Annotated in this window: 13 protein-coding genes; 5 read left to right on the top strand and 8 right to left on the bottom strand. The window is 74.2% G+C overall.

Annotated features, from left to right (window positions below; all coding sequences use genetic code 11):
- Window positions 1–6 precede the first annotated feature (6 nt).
- A complete protein-coding gene (locus ACL06G_RS03545) occupies window positions 7–1,425 on the top strand; it encodes an ATP-binding protein (RefSeq protein ID WP_412785429.1) in 1,419 nt (472 codons plus the stop codon).
- 131 nt (window positions 1,426–1,556) lie between these two features.
- On the opposite strand, the gene ACL06G_RS03540 is transcribed toward ACL06G_RS03545, so the two are convergent.
- Window positions 1,557–2,255 carry a S1 family peptidase gene (locus ACL06G_RS03540; protein ID WP_412835395.1) on the bottom strand — a complete coding sequence of 233 codons (699 nt, stop codon included), beginning with the start codon at window positions 2,253–2,255 and terminating at the stop codon, window positions 1,557–1,559.
- Between the two features lie 378 nt (window positions 2,256–2,633).
- Here ACL06G_RS03540 and ACL06G_RS03535 point away from each other — a divergent pair, with 378 nt between their 5' ends.
- Window positions 2,634–3,512: a S1 family peptidase gene (locus tag ACL06G_RS03535; protein ID WP_412785427.1), complete on the top strand. Its 879-nt coding sequence runs from the start codon at window positions 2,634–2,636 to the stop codon at window positions 3,510–3,512.
- A gap of 101 nt (window positions 3,513–3,613) precedes the next feature.
- Here the strand turns inward: ACL06G_RS03535 and ptsP are convergent, their stop codons facing one another.
- The 5 genes from ptsP to ACL06G_RS03510 form a co-directional block, all read right to left on the bottom strand.
- The gene (ptsP, locus tag ACL06G_RS03530; protein ID WP_412835394.1) at window positions 3,614–5,272 is read right to left on the bottom strand and encodes a phosphoenolpyruvate--protein phosphotransferase; all 1,659 of its coding nucleotides are present in this window, start codon (window positions 5,270–5,272) and stop codon (window positions 3,614–3,616) included.
- The gene (locus ACL06G_RS03525; protein ID WP_412835393.1) at window positions 5,269–5,547 is read right to left on the bottom strand and encodes an HPr family phosphocarrier protein; all 279 of its coding nucleotides are present in this window, start codon (window positions 5,545–5,547) and stop codon (window positions 5,269–5,271) included. The genes ptsP and ACL06G_RS03525 overlap by 4 nt, the downstream gene beginning before the upstream one ends.
- Window positions 5,548–5,605: 58 nt before the next feature.
- Entirely contained in the window at window positions 5,606–7,681 is a 2,076-nt protein-coding gene (locus tag ACL06G_RS03520) for a PTS fructose transporter subunit IIABC (protein WP_412835392.1), read from the bottom strand.
- A 109-nt stretch (window positions 7,682–7,790) separates the two neighbouring features.
- Window positions 7,791–8,756 (bottom strand): 1-phosphofructokinase, encoded by a 966-nt coding sequence (pfkB, locus tag ACL06G_RS03515; protein ID WP_412835391.1) that lies wholly within the window; start codon window positions 8,754–8,756, stop codon window positions 7,791–7,793.
- Window positions 8,753–9,514, bottom strand: a complete 762-nt coding sequence (locus tag ACL06G_RS03510) for a DeoR/GlpR family DNA-binding transcription regulator (protein WP_412785422.1) — start codon at window positions 9,512–9,514, stop codon at window positions 8,753–8,755. Before ACL06G_RS03510 ends, pfkB begins: the two co-directional genes overlap by 4 nt.
- A gap of 222 nt (window positions 9,515–9,736) precedes the next feature.
- Between ACL06G_RS03510 and ACL06G_RS03505 the strand changes: the two genes are divergently transcribed.
- A complete protein-coding gene (locus ACL06G_RS03505) occupies window positions 9,737–10,831 on the top strand; it encodes a hypothetical protein (protein ID WP_412835390.1) in 1,095 nt (364 codons plus the stop codon).
- On the opposite strand, the gene ACL06G_RS03500 is transcribed toward ACL06G_RS03505, so the two are convergent.
- Window positions 10,749–11,708 carry an SDR family NAD(P)-dependent oxidoreductase gene (locus tag ACL06G_RS03500; RefSeq protein ID WP_412785420.1) on the bottom strand — a complete coding sequence of 320 codons (960 nt, stop codon included), beginning with the start codon at window positions 11,706–11,708 and terminating at the stop codon, window positions 10,749–10,751. The genes ACL06G_RS03505 and ACL06G_RS03500 overlap by 83 nt on opposite strands.
- 140 nt (window positions 11,709–11,848) lie before the next feature.
- On the opposite strand from ACL06G_RS03500, the gene ACL06G_RS03495 reads away from it, so the two are divergent.
- On the top strand, window positions 11,849–12,160 hold the full coding sequence (locus ACL06G_RS03495; protein WP_412785419.1) for a phosphopantetheine-binding protein: 312 nt from the start codon (window positions 11,849–11,851) through the stop codon (window positions 12,158–12,160).
- Window positions 12,157–13,377, top strand: a complete 1,221-nt coding sequence (locus ACL06G_RS03490) for a beta-ketoacyl-[acyl-carrier-protein] synthase family protein (RefSeq protein WP_412835389.1) — start codon at window positions 12,157–12,159, stop codon at window positions 13,375–13,377. Before ACL06G_RS03495 ends, ACL06G_RS03490 begins: the two co-directional genes overlap by 4 nt.
- Here ACL06G_RS03490 and ACL06G_RS03485 read toward each other — a convergent pair.
- Window positions 13,344–15,686 carry an MMPL family transporter gene (locus tag ACL06G_RS03485; RefSeq protein ID WP_412835388.1) on the bottom strand — a complete coding sequence of 781 codons (2,343 nt, stop codon included), beginning with the start codon at window positions 15,684–15,686 and terminating at the stop codon, window positions 13,344–13,346. The two genes, ACL06G_RS03490 and ACL06G_RS03485, sit on opposite strands and share 34 nt — an antisense overlap.
- Window positions 15,687–15,689 lie beyond the last annotated feature (3 nt).

Below are 15,689 nucleotides of genomic sequence, written 5' to 3'. Positions count from 1 at the left end.
GTGCCGGTGTCCCGTTTCGTCGGACGTGAGCGCGAGCTGGACCTGCTGGTACGTGAGCTGGGCCGGGTGGCATCCAGCTCGCCCGACGGGCATCGTGGTCGGTGCCTGCTGATGCGCGGTCGCCGGCGGGTGGGAAAGTCCCGTCTGGTCGAGGAATTCATCGAGCGGGCCGACGTGCCGTTCCTCTTCTTCACTGCCACCGGGGCGTCCCACGACGCTGACCTGCGGCGTCTGGTCCAGGATGCGGAGAGATCGACACTCCCTGCGCGCGGACTCCTGGCCGCTGCCCGCCCTGCCGACTGGAACGCGGCTTTCGAGGTGTTGTCTGCAGCGATCCCGAACGATCGGCCCAGCGTCGTCGTCATGGACGAACTGCCCTACCTGATGGATCCTGACCATGCGTTCGAGGGATACCTTCAGCGGTTCTGGGACCGCGAGTTCGAACGTAAGCCCGTCCTGTTCGTTCTCGTCGGCTCGGACCTGTCCATGATGCAGGCTCTCAACAGCTACGAGCGCCCGTTCCACCAACGTGGGCGCGAGATGGTGGTCGGACCGCTCAACCCGGCTGAGGTGTCCGAGATGTTGGACCTGACGTCGGCGGAGGCATTCGACGCGGCCCTGGTCACGGGCGGTCTTCCGTTGATCTGTGCGGATTGGGCCCGGGGGAACGGGCTCGACGCGTTCTTCGAGGAGTCGCTGAACAATCCGCTCTCAGCGCTGCTGGTGTCTGCGGAACGCTCACTGGCTGCCGAATTCCCTCAGTGGACCCAGGCCCGGACTGTTCTCGGTGCCATCGGCAGTGGTGAACGCACCTTCAGCAACATCGCCCGGGCCGCAGGCGGGTTGCAAGCCACGCCCGTGCAGCGATCCCTCGCCACACTGATGGAGAAGCGTGTGGTCTCCGGCGAACTCCCCATATCCACACGCCCGTCGAAAGACCGCAGGTACTGGGTGGCCGATCCCTATCTGCGTTTCTGGCTGCGCTTCCTCCAACCTCACATGGCGGAGATCGAGCGAGGTCGAGGCGACTTGACGCTGGAGAGGATCCGCGAAGGCTGGACGAGCTGGCGTGGCAGGGCCGTCGAGCCGATGATCCGAGAGGCCCTGGCCCGACTTCTGCCCGACCAGCAACTGCCGTCCGCCCCGGCGATCGGCGGCTACTGGACACGGTCGAACGACATCGAAATCGACATCGTCGGTGCGGACCGCGCACCGATCGCCAAAGAACTGGTCTTCGCCGGCTCGATCAAATGGCTGGAACGCTCCCCGTTCGACCGCCACGATCTGGCTGCGCTGCGGCGCCACCGAGCGGCGCTGGGAGATGCGGCATTGCCGCTCGTGGCCGTGTCGCGCAGCGGCGTCTCCTGTGACGGACTGGACGCGGTGTACGGCCCTGACGATCTGCTGCGGGCCTGGCGTACCTGACACGGAGCGGAAGGTCGTCAGCGGACCGGATCACGTCGACTTCGGCCTGGTGGGCGGATTCGGAGTCGGCGCGTGTGCCGGGAGGGCAGGCCTGGCGGGGGGCCGAGCCTGCCCGGCGGTGCTGCGTCCGGTCAGTACAGGACGAGGCCGAACGACGAGAGCACCTCGTCCAGTGGCTGGAAGTAGCTCGTGCCGCCGGAGGAGCACGAACCCGAGCCGCCGGAGGCGATGCCGACCGCCTGATTGTTGGGGGCGAACAGTGGAGTACCACCCCTTGCCCCGGTCGGGAGGCAGAGGTTCGTTCGGATGAGGCCGTGGACGATGCCGTCGGGACCGTAGTCGACCGTGGCGTTGAGACCGGTGATGGTGCCGCCGAGGGTGCCGGTCTCCGGGATGGTGATGTACACCTGCTTGCCCACGTACGGCGAACCGAAGCTGTAACCCCCCTCGGGCGTCAGGTCGGGATTGTCGTAGCGGATGAGTCCGTAGTCGTTGCCCGGGAACGACGAGGAGACCGCGGGGCCGATCGGAAGGGTGTGCTGCGGGTCCGCGTACCAGTCGGAGCCCACCGAGGTGCAGTGGCCCGCGGTCACGAGGAAAACGTCCGTGCCGTCGGTGACGTTGAAGCCGGCCGTGCACCGGGCGCCGCTGCTGAAGATCGGATCACCCGGGGAGAGGGTCTGCAACGACGCGCCCCTGAGTGTGGGTCCGGTGTCCGCGACGGCGCCAGGAGCCCATGCCATGAGTGCGGTCAGCAGGCTTGCGAAGACGGTGATCAGCCGGCCTCCTCGTGAGGGGCCTCTTCGTGCGGATGTGCGCGAGGTGGTCATGTCCTTCTCCTCCGTCGGCGGTTCGGCTGCAGTGGATGGCGTGCCCCTGACATTCGTTGAGCATGGATAGTCCACGGCCCGTGCACAAGGGGACCGGTCCGTGGCGCCGAGCCGACGGGGCCGGGCTGCGGGATGCTCCGGTTCGCGGCGGTGTCAGCCCGTCTGCCGCGAACGGCAAGGAGCCCCGCCCCTCCGGCGCCATGCCGGCAGGGTTTCCGGTTTCGGGCCTGACGCCCTGTTGTCTCCGTCACAGTCTCTCTCCATACTGCCTCTTTGACAGGGCCACTACAGAGGCAGCTGCCGCTGGCCGGTGGTCCTGGCCGCCCCCTCACGAGCCCGCCACCCTCGGGCCGTCCCCACTCCGCTGGAGGAGAATCAGTGAGGACCAAGCGCAGCACCACCCTCTCGGGCCTCAAGAAGCGCGCTTACCTGCTCGCCGCAGCCGCCGGACTGGTCACCGCCACCGTCGCCATGCCGAGCGCCGGCGCCGCCACGGCCCCGCAGTTCAGCGCCGGCGAGCTGCACCGGGCGAGCCAGGCCGTGATGGCGGCGGACGTCGAAGGCACCGCCTGGTACGTGGACGAGAGCTCCGGCCGCGTCGTCGTCACCGCCGACAGCACCGTCTCCCGTGCCGAGATCGCCAAGCTGCGGCGCTCGGCGGGCGACAACGCCGGTGCCGTCCGTGTGGAACGGGCCGCGGGCACCTTCCGGCCGCTGCTCTCGGCCGGCGACGCCATCTACGGCGGCGGCTACCGCTGCTCCCTCGGCTTCAACGTGGTCAGCGGCAGCACGTACTACTTCCTGACGGCCGGGCACTGCGGAGACGTCGCCAACACCTGGTACACCGACTCCAACCACAACACCCTGATCGGCCCCACGGTCGGCTCCAGCTTCCCCAACAACGACTATGCGCTGGTGCGCTACGACAACCAGTCGCTCAGCCACCAGGGCGGGTACACCGCGGCCGACGCCTACGTCGGTGAGTCCGTCAAGCGCACCGGGTCCACGACCGGCACCCACAGCGGCACGGTCACCGCACTCAACGTCAGCGTCCACTACTCCGGCGGCGGCACCGTCCGCGGCATGATCCAGACGAACGTCTGCGCCGAGCCCGGCGACTCGGGCGGACCGCTCTACGACGGCAGCAAGGCGCTGGGCATCACCTCCGGAGGCAGTGGCGACTGCAAGTCCGGTGGCACCACCTTCTACCAGCCGGTCCCCGAGGCGGCGAAGAAGTACAACGTCACCGTGTACTGACCCCGAGCCGACCACCGTTCCGGGGCGGGATCCGCGACCGCGGGTCCTGCCCCGGCGTGTTCGGCAGGCTCCTCCGCGGCCTTCCGCGCTCTCCGCGCGTCTCAGCCGGCGGCCTGCCCGACGGCCGAGCGTGCGGCTGCCGCATCCGGTGCGTCCAGGGCCAGTTCGGCGAGCCGGCGGCACTGGTCGAGGGTGTGTGCCGCGAGCGAGGCGCGGACCTCGGGGAGACTGTTCGGCGCCGCCGACAGGCTCGTGACACCGAGGCCGACCAGGACGGGCGCGAGGAGCGGGTCGGCCGCCGCCTCGCCGCACACGCCCACCGGCCGGTCGTTCCGTTCCCCGGCGCGGGCGGTGGCCCGCACCAGTTCGAGCAGCGCCGGCTGCCACGGGTCGAGGAGTTCGGCGAGATCGCCCAGCATGCGGTCGGCGGCCAGGGTGTACTGCGCCAGGTCGTTGGTGCCGATGCTGAGGAAGTCGCAGGCTTCGGCCACGCGTTCCGCGCGCAGTGCCGCAGCCGGCACCTCCACCATCGCTCCCGCCGTCGGGAGCCCGTGGGCGCGGACCCGCGCGGCGAACGCGGCGGCCTCGGCGGGCAGCGCGACCATGGGGGCCATCACCCACACTTCGGCGCCCGAGCCCTCCGCCGCAGCGGCGACGGCGGCGAGTTGGGTCTCCAGCAGCTCGGGGTCGCGGGTCGCGGTGCGCAGGCCGCGGACTCCGAGTGCCGGGTTCGGCTCGTCCCCGGAGACCGCGAACGGCAGCGGCTTGTCCGCCCCGGCGTCGAGGGTGCGCACGACCACGCGGCGTCCGGCGAAGGCCGTGAAGACCTCCCGGTACGCGGCCCGCTGTTCCTCCTCCGACGGGGCCTCTTCCCGGTCGAGGTACAGGAACTCGGTCCGGAACAGGCCGACTCCCTCGCTGTCGGCGGCGGCTGCCGCGGCGAGTTCTCCCGTCGCGCCGAGATTGACCAGCAGCTTCACCGGGTGCCCGTCCGCGGTGCGGCCGGGGCCGGAGACCGACTCCGCCCGGTGCCGGCGCTGTTCCTCGCGGGAGGCGGCCTCGGCGACGGTCTCCGGTCGCGGGTCGGGTTCGACGCTGCCCCGGGCGGCGTCGACCAGTACCGTCCGGCCGTCCGTGAGCGTCGTGGCGTGCGGGCAGCCGACGACGGCGGGCAGGCCCAGGGTTCTGGCGAGGATCGCGGTGTGGCTGGTGGGGCCGCCGCGTTCGGTGACCAGTGCGAGGACCTGTGCGGGGTCGAGCAGTGCGGTGTCCGCGGGCGCGAGGTCCTCGGCCACCAGTACGTACGGGTGTCCGGGGTCGGGGAGCCCCGGCATGGGCAGGCCCAGGAAACGGGCCACGGAGCGGTCCCGCAGGTCGTCGAGGTCGGCGACGCGTTCGGCGAAGAGGCCGCCCGCCGCTTCGAGCGCGGTGCGGAACTCGCCGAACGCGCCGGCCAACGCGCGCGGGCCGTCGGAGCCTTCGTGGACGAGGGCGTCGGCCCGGTCCGCCAGCGCCGGGTCGGCGACCATCATGGCCTGGGCCGACAGCACGTCGGCGGCGTCGCCCGAGGCGGCGGACGTGCGCTCCTCCAGCTCGGCGGCGACGTGGCGCAGCGCCTCCCGGACGGACGCGGCCTCGGTGTCCGCCTCGGCCGGTGGCACGGTGCGCGCCGCCGGCAGCGGTGGGGGCGGGGCCATGCGCGCCACCGGGCCGGCCGCGGTGCCGTTCCCGACGCCGATCCCGGTCAGTGGGGTCGTCACCGCCCGTCCTCCGCGTCCAGGTCGGTGGCGACCAGGGCGGCCAGTTCGTCGACCGCGGCTTCCGCGCCCTCGCCCTCGGCGGACAGCACCACTTCGTCGCCCTGCCGGGCGCCGAGGGCGAGTACGGACAGCAGGCTGCGGGCGTCGACGGGCGGGCGCCCGTCACGCGCCACGGTCACCTTCACCGGGAGGCGTCCGGCGGCCTGGACGAACAGGGAGGCGGGCCGGGCGTGCAGGCCGGTACGGGCGCCGACGGCGACGGTGCGCTCGGTCATGGGGACTCCTCGTGCAGGGATGCGGGGGTGCGGGGGATGTGGCGGGGGAGCGGGCCGGTCAGGTCGTGACGGCGGGTTCGGCGTCCGCGGCCCCGCCGGACGGCGCGGGGCTGCCGGCGGGCCCGGAGCCGGGGTCGGTGCCGCGGTCCGTGCTGCTGCGGTGTGCGCGGAGGGACTTGAGGACGACGACCAGCCCGGCCGTCACGGCCGTGCCGGCGGCTATCGCGGTCAGGTAGAGCAGCGGGCTTCCGATGAGCGGCACCACGAACACGCCTCCGTGCGGGGCCCGCAGGGTGGCACCGAAGGCCATGGAGAGCGCTCCGGTGACCGCGCCTCCCGCCATCGTTGAGGGGATCACGCGCAGCGGGTCGGCCGCGGCGAACGGGATGGCGCCCTCGCTGATGAAGGAGGCCCCGAGGACCCAGGCGGCCTTGCCGTTCTCGCGTTCGGTGCGGTCGAAGAGCCGGCCGCGCAGGGTGGTCGCCAGGGCCATGCCGAGCGGCGGCACCATGCCTGCGGCCATGACGGCGGCCATGATGCGCAGGCTTGCCCCGGTCGGGTCGGTGAGGCCGCCGACGGCGAAGGCGTAGGCGACCTTGTTGACCGGTCCGCCCAGGTCGAAGCACATCATCAGGCCGAGGAGCACGCCCAGCATGACCGCGTTGGCTCCGGACAGTCCGCTCAGCCAGTCCGTCAGCGCGCTCTGGAGGGCGGCGAGGGGTTTGCCGACCACCACGAACATCAGGAAGCCGACGAGCACGGACGACAGCAGGGGGATGACGACGACGGGCATGATGCCGCGCAGGACCGGTGGCACGTCGATCCGCTGGATCGCGGCCACGACGGCTCCGGCGAGCAGGCCCGCGACGAGGCCGCCGAGGAACCCGGCCTCGATCGTGACGGCGAGGGAGCCGCCGACGATGCCGGGTGCCAGGCCCGGTCGGTCGACCATGCCGTACGCGACGTACCCGGCGAGCACGGGCACCAGGAAGTCGAACGCGGCGCTGCCCACCTGGAACAGCAGCGCCGCCCAGGCCGCGGAGTCGGTCCAGGAGAACTGCTCGGCGACGGACGGCGCTTCGGTGATGTCGTATCCGCCGAGTGCGAAGGCGAGAGCGATGAGCAGGCCGCCCGCTGCGACGAACGGCACCATGTAACTCACGCCGGTCATCAGCCATTTCCGCAGCCGGACGCCGAAGTGGTCCGCCGAGGCGCCTTCGTCCGCAGCGGCCGGTGCGTCGGCGGGGGCGGGCGGCCCGGTCTCGCCGCGAGCGGCCGCCTCCCGTACCCGGTCGACGAGTTCGGACGCGCGGCTGACCGCGGTCTTCACGCCGACGTCGACGGTCGGTTTGCCGAGGAACCGCTCCTTCTCGCGCACCTCCACGTCGTGCGCGAGGATCACACCGTCCGCCGCGGCGATCACTGCCGGGTCGAGGCGGGTGAAGCCGCCCGAGCCCTGCGTCTCGACGGTGATCTCCACGCCTGCGGTGCGGCCGGCCCGTTCCAGGGCCTCCGCGGCCATGTAGGTGTGGGCGATGCCCGTCGGACAGCTCGTCACCGCCACGATCCGGAACGGCCGGGCGCCGTCGGCGGCGGACGCGCCGTCACCCGCGGCGTCCCCTGCGGACTCCTCCCTCGCCGACGGGGCGTCCGCTGCGGACGCTTCCGGGCCGGGCCCCTTCTCGGCAGGGTCCTCGCCGCGGAGCAGCGCGGCCACCGCCTCCGGGTCCTGCCTGCTGCGCAGCGCGCCGGTGATCTCCTCGTCCATCAACTTCCGGGCGAGGCCCGAGAGGATGGCGAGGTGGTCGCTGTCGGCGCCGGCGGGTGCGGCGATCAGGAAGATCAGGTCGGCGGGGCCGTCCGCCGCGCCGAAGTCGACGCCTCCGGTGCTGCTGCGGCCGAAGGCGAGGGTCGGCTCGGTGACGTGGGCGCTGCGGCAGTGGGGCACGCCGATGCCGCCCTCCATGCCGGTGGGCATCTGCTCCTCGCGGGCCGCGACGTCGGCGAGGAACCCGTCGAGGTCGGATATCCGGCCGACGGCCGCCATGCGTGCGGCGAGCGCGCGGGTCGCCGCTTCGCCGGTCGGTGCGGTGAGGTCGAGGTCGACCAGTTCCGCGGTGATCATTTCCGTCATCGCGCGGCTCCTTGCTCGCGGATCGCCCTGCGGGCGTCGGTGGGGACGGTGTGTCGGGGGCGGAGCGTCGTGGTGTGCTCCGGTGCGGTGGCCGCGGACGGTGCGGCGTTCATGGCGCCTCTCCCGTCAACGGGCGGTCGGTCGGGACGTCCGCGGTGGTGGACGTGCCCGCCGGGTCGAGGTCGGACGGTCCCGGCATGACGCTGCCGGGCAGGGTGACGGCGGCCGAGCCGTGGGCGACGGCCGCGGACAGTGCGGCCGGGCCGGAGCCGCCCGCGGCCAGGAAGGCGGCCAGGGAGGCGTCGCCCGCGCCGACGTTGCTGCGGACGGTGGCCACGGTGCCGGTGCCGAAGAGCACGCCGGTCTCGTCGACCAGCAGTTGGCCGACCGCTCCCAGGCTCGCGAGTACCGTGCGGGCGCCGCGGTCCCGCAGCTCCTCGGCGGCCTTGACGGCGTCCCCGACGGTCGCGAGCGGGCGGCCGACGGCTTCGGCCAGTTCCTCGGTGTTGGGCTTGACGACGTCGGGACGCTCTGCCAGCGCGGCCGTCAGCGCCGCGCCCGAGGCGTCCAGCGCGATGCGGGCCCCTGCGCGGTGTGTCCGCGCGACGAGTTCCGCGTACCACGGGGCGGGCAGTCCGCGCGGCAGGCTGCCGCAGCAGGCGATCCAGTCCGCGTCCCCGGCGTGCGACCGCACGGTCTCCAGCAGGGCCTCCGCCTCGGCGGGGGAGAGTTCCGGCCCCGGTGCGTTGACCTTGGTGAGCGTGCCGTCGGCCTCGACGAGGGTGACGTTCACCCGGGTCGTGCCCGTGACGGCGACGCCCGCGGCTTCGATGCCGTCGCGTTCCAGGAGCCGTGCGAGCGCCGAGCCCTCGGCGCCGCCGAGCGGGACGACGGCGACGGTGCGGTGCCCGGCGGCGGCGAGGGCCCGGGAGACGTTGACGCCCTTGCCGCCGGGGTCGACGCGTTCCTCCGCGGCCCGCAGCACGGCCCCGCGCACGAGACCGGGACGCCCCGGGCGCTCGGGAAGCTCGTACGTCCGGTCCAGGCTCGGGTTCGGGGTGAGTGTGAGGATCATGCGCGCACCACCTCGGTGCCGTGCAGCTCCACGGCTCGCATCTCGTCCGCGCCGAGGTCGGTGTCGGTCACCAGGACGTCCACCTGCGCGAGGCTGCCGAAGCGGGCGAAGTGCTCCTTGCCGAACTTCCCGGAGTCCGCCAGCAGGACGACGCGGCGGGCGGCGGAGAGGATGGCGCGTTTCACGGCGGCCTCCGCCAGGTCGGGGGTGGTCAGTCCGGCCTCGGGGGAGAAGCCGTTGGTGGCGACGACGGCGACGTCGGCGTGGATCTCGCCGTAGGCCCGCAGCGCCCAGTCGTCGACCGCGGCCCGGGTGCGGTGCCGCACCCGGCCGCCGACCAGGTGCAGGGCGATGCCCGGATGGTCCATCAGGCGCGTGGCCACCGGAAGCGCGTGGGTGACGACCGTGAGGGCGGCATCGAGGGGGAGGAGCCCGGCGAGGCGTGCCGCGGTGGTGCCGGCGTCGAGGATCACGCTGCCCTCGGCGGGCAGTTCGCCCAGCGCGGCCCGCGCGATGCGGTCCTTCTCGTCGGCGGCGACGGAGTCGCGTTCGGCGAGGTCGGGCTCGAAGTCCAGACGCCCGGCGGGTATGGCGCCGCCGTGCACCCGGCGGACCAGGCCCGCGCGGTCGAGGACCTTCAGGTCGCGGCGCACGGTCTCGGCGGTCACCCGGAACCCTTCGGCGAGCGACAGCACGTCGACCCTGCCGTGCTCCCCGGCGAGGCGCAGGATCTCCTGCTGGCGTTCCGCTGCGTACATGTGGGTTCGCGTCCGTTTCCTGTCCGATCGTGTGGTGGTGGCAGCACGTTACGCTCGTGTCGCCGGGAAGTAAACACATTCGGGCATGGGGGCGGGGGTGAACGGACGTGGGCAGTTTGCGGTCTCCGGGCGGCCCGGTCGGCTGCGGCCGGCCGGGGGACGCTGCGCTCCGGCCCGGTGTGTCGCGCGGGCCGCCGGGTCCGCAACGCCTACCCGTGACGCATGGCCCCGACGCCCCGTCCCGTCCCCTCGGGTGCGCACCCCCCGGTGCACCCCGGGGTGCCGGTCGCCCTGCCCGCGGACGCCCCGTCCCTCACCGCGTGGGCCGCGACCGCCCGGTGGCCCGCCCGGCGGAGCCTCGCGCTGCACCGTCTTCCCCGGGCGCTGGCCGCCCGGCGCCCTGCCCTCCGCGCCGCGCTGCACGCCTGTGGACTCGACCCGGCGGCCGCCGCGGCGGAACTGCGCGCCGCCGATCGCCTCACCCTCCGGTGCCTGGCGGCCGCGTGCCGCCGCTTCCCGCGGGCCGCCCCGGCGCGGGCCGCCGTCGTCGTCTCCTACGCCGATCCGGTCCGCCCGCTGCTGTCGCTGCTCGAAGGGGTATTGCCCGCACTGCTCGGCGGAACGGCCGTGACCACGGTCGTCGCCCCCGGCGCGGTGCCGACGGCCGGCCGGCTCGCCCGCGCGATGCGGGACGCGGGTGTGCCCGAAGGCCTCTGGAGCCCGGTGACCGCCCCCGACGGACGCCTTGCCGCCCTTCACGCCGCGCTCGCCGAACATGCCTGCTGCCTCGCCCCGCAGTGCTGCCCGCCCCCGTTCCGGCCCCGGCCGCCCGGTCTGCTGGTGGTGCGGCACGACGGCGACGCCCGCCGCGCCGCCCGCGCCCTCGTGCGGGGGCTCGCGGCCGGCACGGGCCGCACGTGCGCCGCGACGCCCCTGGTGGCGGTCCACGCCACGCGGTGGGACGAGTTCACCGCGGCACTGCCCCGGGAGACCGGTGACGGCGCCGGGAGCGGTGGCCGGGCCGCGCCCGTCGCTCTCACGCACGCGCCCGTGGCCGCCCTCGCCGCAGCGGCCCGGCGGCACGGGCACGGGGCGGTCGCCGCACCCTTCACCGCCTGGGCCGAGGTACTGCACGCGGCGCGGGGCGCCGGTGTGCACGCAGCGGTGTTCACCCGCACCCCGTGGGCGCGGGTAGCGCCGCAGTTCGACGCGCTGCCGCCGGAGCGCCCCGCCCTCAACGCCCTTCCGCGGCCCGGCCCGACGCCGGTCGCCGCGTTGCGGCTGCTGCGGTCACGGGCCGATCGGTTCCGCGGCTGACGAGGCGGGCGGCCGGGGTGTCCGCGGTCCGCGCGTACCAGCGCGCCAGCAGCGCCTCGGTGCTGCCGCGGAGGAAGGGGCCGAGGGCCTGCACGCCGCGCCGCCACCACGGCCCGATGCTCGTGCGCCGGTACACCAGCGCGTCGCACACCAGTCCGGCCGCGTCGGTCGCGCTGAGCGGCCGCACCCGGCGCAACCAGGGCGTCGCCGACGTCATCCGGGTGCGGGTGACGCCCAGATAGACGGACACCACGCGCACTCCGTCGCCCCGCACCTCCGTGGCCAGCCCCCGCAGCCATGTGTCGAACGCCGACTTGGCGGCCACGTACGCGGCCATGCGGGGAAGGGTGGGCAGCAGCGCCGCGATCGAGCAGACGCCGACGATACGGCCGCCGCCGCGCGCCCGCATTCCCGGCAGCAGCGCCAGCGTCAGCCGCAGTGGCCCGAGATGGTTCACCTCCGTCATGCGTACGGAATCCGTCGGCCGGAATTCTGTCAGGGCGAAAGAACGCCACAGCGAATGGCCGGCATTGTTGACGAGGGCGTCGACTCCGCCCTGTTCGTCCTCCACCCAGGCGGCGAGCGCGGCGACCGCCGCCGGATCGGTCAGATCCGCGGGGAAGGCAGCGGCGGAACCTCCTTCGGCAGCGATCTCCCGCACCAGGATTTCGAGCCGCCCCGCCGACCGGGCGGTGACGAGCACCCGCGCACCGGCCGTGGCGAGGCGCCGCGCGACCTGTCTGCCGACCCCCGAGGAAGCCCCGGTGACCAGCACCGTCCGCCCCGCGACGGCTCCGGCCAGCCGACGGTCGTCCGCCCGGGGGCGCCCGTGCAGGAGTCGGCGCAGGGCGGCATCGGCGCTTCTCGTTCCGTTCACACGCGCAGAATAGGGAATCACCCGCCCGGGCTTTCCCGGCGTGCGAAGCACAAGCAGGACTCCGTTGGTGAATTTCATCAGACTGGAGTATTCCTCCTCACCCGGTGAACAGCCGGCCGCACGCTAGGTTGGCGACACAGATGCCCTCGACCCGTCCGGAGCGGTACATGTCGGAAGCGATGTTCCAGCTGGTTTCCCGTCACCTCGTCGAGCATTTCGGTATCGAACCCGAACGGATTTCACCCGCCGCCACGCTGGAGGACGTCGGGCTCGACTCGATGGCGCTCGTCGAGCTGCTGCTGGTACTGGAGGAGGACTTCGGCATGCCGATGCCGGAGGACGACGACACCGCGCCCAGGACCCTGGGAGAGCTCGTCGAACGCCTGGACGCGGCCACCGGCGGCGCGCCCCTCCCGGCCACTGCCGCCGCGGCCGGCGGAACCGCCTCATGAGCGAGCGGGACGTCGCAGTCACCGGACTCGGCCTCGTCACCCCGGCAGGCCACGGCCCGGAGGCCTTCTGGGACGGCCTGGCCGCCTGCCGCTCCACCGCAGCCAGAGACCCGCGCCTCGCCGGGTTGCCCGTCGACCTCTCCTGCCCGGTCGAAGACCCGGACGTGGCCGCGGTCCTCGGGCGGCGCCTCGCGTGGCGCACGGACCGCTTCATCCACCTGGCCCTGCTGGCCGCACGCGACGCCGTCCGCGACGCCGCACTCACCCCCGGCGAGTGGGAGGCGCCGCGCGTCGCGGTCGTCATCGGCACCGGGAACGGCGGCGGCGACCAGCAGCACCGCGACCACGCCCGCCTCGCGGCCGGCCGCCCCGGCTCCGTTTCCCCCACCTCGCTGCCGCGGTCACTGCCCAACATGGCGGCGGGCGAGGTGAGCACCGACCTGCAGGCACTCGGCCCGAGCCTCTCGGTGTCCACAGCCTGTGCATCGGGCTCCACCGCCCTCGGCGTCGCCCGCGATCTGCTGCGGTCCGGCAGCTGCGACATCGCCGTCGCGGGCGGCACGGACACCGCCCGCGCGCCCGTGGCCGCCGTCGGCTTCGCCCAACTCGGCGCACTCTCCCGGGCACACGAACCGCACGCCGCGTCCCGCCCGTTCGACGCGGACCGCGACGGCTTCGTGCTCGGCGAGGGCGCCGGAATGCTCGTGCTGGAACGCGCCGAGCACGCCCGCGCCCGCCGCGCGCCGCTCCGCGCCTACCTCGCCGGGTACGGCGCCGCCGCCGACGGCCACCACCACACGGACCCTTCCCCGCACGGTGAGGGGCTGCAGCGGGCCATGGCAGCGGCCGTGCGCGACGCCGGACTGGACCCCTTCGACGTCCACCACGTCAATGCCCACGCCACCTCGACCCGGACCGGCGACCGGGCCGAGGCCCACGCGTTGCGGAAGTTCTTCGGCACGCCCCCACCCGTCACCGCCGTCAAATCGGTCACCGGCCACACGCTGGCGGCCTCGGGGGCCGTCGAGGCCGCAGCGACCGTCCTCGCCCTCCAGCACCAGCACATCCCTCCGACGGCGAACCTGGACCGGATCGACCCGGAGATCGACCTGGATGTCGTCACCACAGCGCCCAGGCCGTGCCGCATGACGGCGGCGCTCAGCAACTCCTGCGGCTTCGGCGGTCAGAACGCCGCACTGCTCTTCCGGGCAGCCTGAGCCAGGTCGCCGGAGGTCTCCCCGTCGGCCCCGGCGACAGACCCCGCACCGGCGGCGGCCGTCCCTCCGCGGGGCGGGCCGCCGCCGTCCCCAGCGGGCCCGGCCCGGCCCGGTTTCCGGCCCGGCGCCCACCAGTTGGCGTGCCCCGCCAATCGCATCACGGCCGGGACCAGTACCCCGCGCACCAACGTCGCGTCGACGAGCACCGCGAGGGCCAGCCCGAAGCCGAGCTCCTTCAACAGCAGCACCCGCGAGGTGGCCAGCGCCGCCATCGCCACCGCCACGGCCAACGCGGCCGCGGTGAACAGCCGTCCGGTGCGCGCGATGCCCCGCACCACCGCACCGGTGTTGTCGCCGGTCCGCCGGTAGGCCTCCTGCACGCGCGAGACGAGGAACAACTCGTAGTCCACGGAGAGCCCGAAAGCGACGCAGAACAGCAGCAGCGGAATCGTCATGTCCAGCGTGCCGGTCGCCGTCACCCCGCCGACCAGCCACGTCAGATGCCCCTCCTGGAACACGAAGACCAGCGCGCCGAACACGGCCGTGAGACTCAACGCCCCGACAGCGACCACCTTCAGGGGCACCAGCACGCTGCGGGTGAAGGCGTGCACCACACCCGCCGTCCCGAGCGCTACCAGCAGCAGCGCCCACGGCAGCCGCGACGCCAGCGCCTCCCGCGCGTCCAGCACCTGCGCCGGCCACCCGGAGACGTACGCGGGCCCCGGTGACGGCAGGGCGCGCAGGTCCCGCACCAGATCGCCCGCCGGTCCGGACTGCGGCGCCGCCGACGGAGTGACGAGCAGCACCGCGCCGCCACCGCGCGGCCCGCTCCCGCCCTGCCGCACGGCCGCCACCCCCGGCAGCGCACCCGCTCGACGCGCGTACGCGTCGAGCGCGCCGCCTCCGCCCGGTCCCGCCCCCGTGACCGCCCGCGCCCCGTCAGCTGCCCGCTGCCCGTCACCGGCCGACGCCCGCGGCAGCACGACCGCCAGCGTGCGCTGCGGATCGAACCCGAACTCCCGCTGCACCAGGTGCGCGGTGGTGCGCGCCTCTGCGTGCGGCGGAAGCACGTTCTCGTCCGCCAATCCGAGATGCGCCGACGTGAACGGGGCGACCATCAGCACCAGCAGTACGGCGCAGGCGCTGCCGTACCGCACCGGGCGGCGCGTCACCTCCCGCGCGATCCGCCGCCACAGCGGACTGTCCCCGCCGACCGTCGGACGCGGCGCCCACGGCACCCGGGCCAGCGGGTCGAACCGCCCGACCCGGTCGCCGAGCAGCACCAGCCACGCGGGCAGCAGCAGCGTCGCCGCCAGCGCGGCCAGCACCACCACGACGATGCCCGCCCACGCCATCGACGTCAGAAACGGGAACGGGAACAGGAACAGCACGGCCAGCGCGCAGCACACCAGGCACGCCGAGACCACCACGGTGTGCCCGGCCGTCCGCAGGCTCGCCGCCGCCGCGGCGCGGGCCGTCACACCGGGGCGGTGCTCCTCCCGGAACCGCGCCACGACGAACAACGCGTAATCCACGGCCAGGCCGAAGCCGAGGGCGCCCACCAGGTTGGTGGCGAACACCGACACCTCCGTCACCGCGCTCAGCGCCCGCAGCACGGCGAACGCGCCGAGCACCGCGAAGCCGCCCAGCAGCACCGGCAGCAGCGCCGCCACCAGGGACCGCAGCGCGATCGCGATGACGGCGAGCACCACCGGCCCCGCGAGCAGTTCGGCCCGCAGCAGGTCGTGCTGCGCCTGCCGGGTGGCCTGCGCCAGCGCCCAGGCGGGGCCCGCGGCCCGCACCGCGAACGGCCCCTGCCGCCCCGAGTACTCCGGCACCAGGCGCTGCGCCGTGCGGGCCGTGTCGCTCTCACCACCGGCGAGATCCACCAGCACCAGGGCCCGCCGCCCGTCGCCGGAGCGGAGCCCGGGCGAGGCGCCGTCCCAGGCCGACCGCACCCGGTCCACGCCCGGCTCGCGCGCCAGCCGCGCGGCGAACCGCTGCCCCGCCCCGGCCACCTCCGGCTCGTCGAGCCGTCCCGGCTCCGGCCGCAGGACGAGCAGCAGGTCCGCCCGCCCGGCGCCGTACCGGTCCGCGACGGCAGCGGCGTGCTCGGACGGCGTGCCGGTCGCGGTGAACCCGCCGCTCGCCAGCCGGTCGAACAGGCCCGGCGTGAGGCAGGCGAACACGGCGCACAGCAGCGCCGCCGCGGCCAGGGTGCGCCGTGGGCGGTGCAGTGAGAAGTGCCACAGGCGGGGGCGCGCGCTGCCGGTTCCGGTCGGATCGTGGGGGGCTCCGGTGCCGTTCACCCC

The sequence above is a fragment of the Streptomyces callyspongiae genome, assembly GCF_047200695.1.
GTDB lineage: Bacteria > Actinomycetota > Actinomycetes > Streptomycetales > Streptomycetaceae > Streptomyces.
This window is presented reverse-complemented; position numbering and strand designations above follow the sequence as displayed.

Coding starts and splice junctions, on each gene's coding strand:
- ACL06G_RS03505 (WP_412835390.1), top strand. CDS start 9,737: ATGGCCCCGACGCCCCGTCCCGTCCCCTCGGGTGCGCACCCCCCGGTG.
- ACL06G_RS03540 (WP_412835395.1), bottom strand. CDS start 2,255: ATGACCACCTCGCGCACATCCGCACGAAGAGGCCCCTCACGAGGAGGC.
- ACL06G_RS03495 (WP_412785419.1), top strand. CDS start 11,849: ATGCCCTCGACCCGTCCGGAGCGGTACATGTCGGAAGCGATGTTCCAG.
- ACL06G_RS03525 (WP_412835393.1), bottom strand. CDS start 5,547: ATGACCGAGCGCACCGTCGCCGTCGGCGCCCGTACCGGCCTGCACGCC.
- ACL06G_RS03490 (WP_412835389.1), top strand. CDS start 12,157: ATGAGCGAGCGGGACGTCGCAGTCACCGGACTCGGCCTCGTCACCCCG.
- ACL06G_RS03510 (WP_412785422.1), bottom strand. CDS start 9,514: ATGTACGCAGCGGAACGCCAGCAGGAGATCCTGCGCCTCGCCGGGGAG.
- ACL06G_RS03520 (WP_412835392.1), bottom strand. CDS start 7,681: ATGACGGAAATGATCACCGCGGAACTGGTCGACCTCGACCTCACCGCA.
- pfkB (WP_412835391.1), bottom strand. CDS start 8,756: ATGATCCTCACACTCACCCCGAACCCGAGCCTGGACCGGACGTACGAG.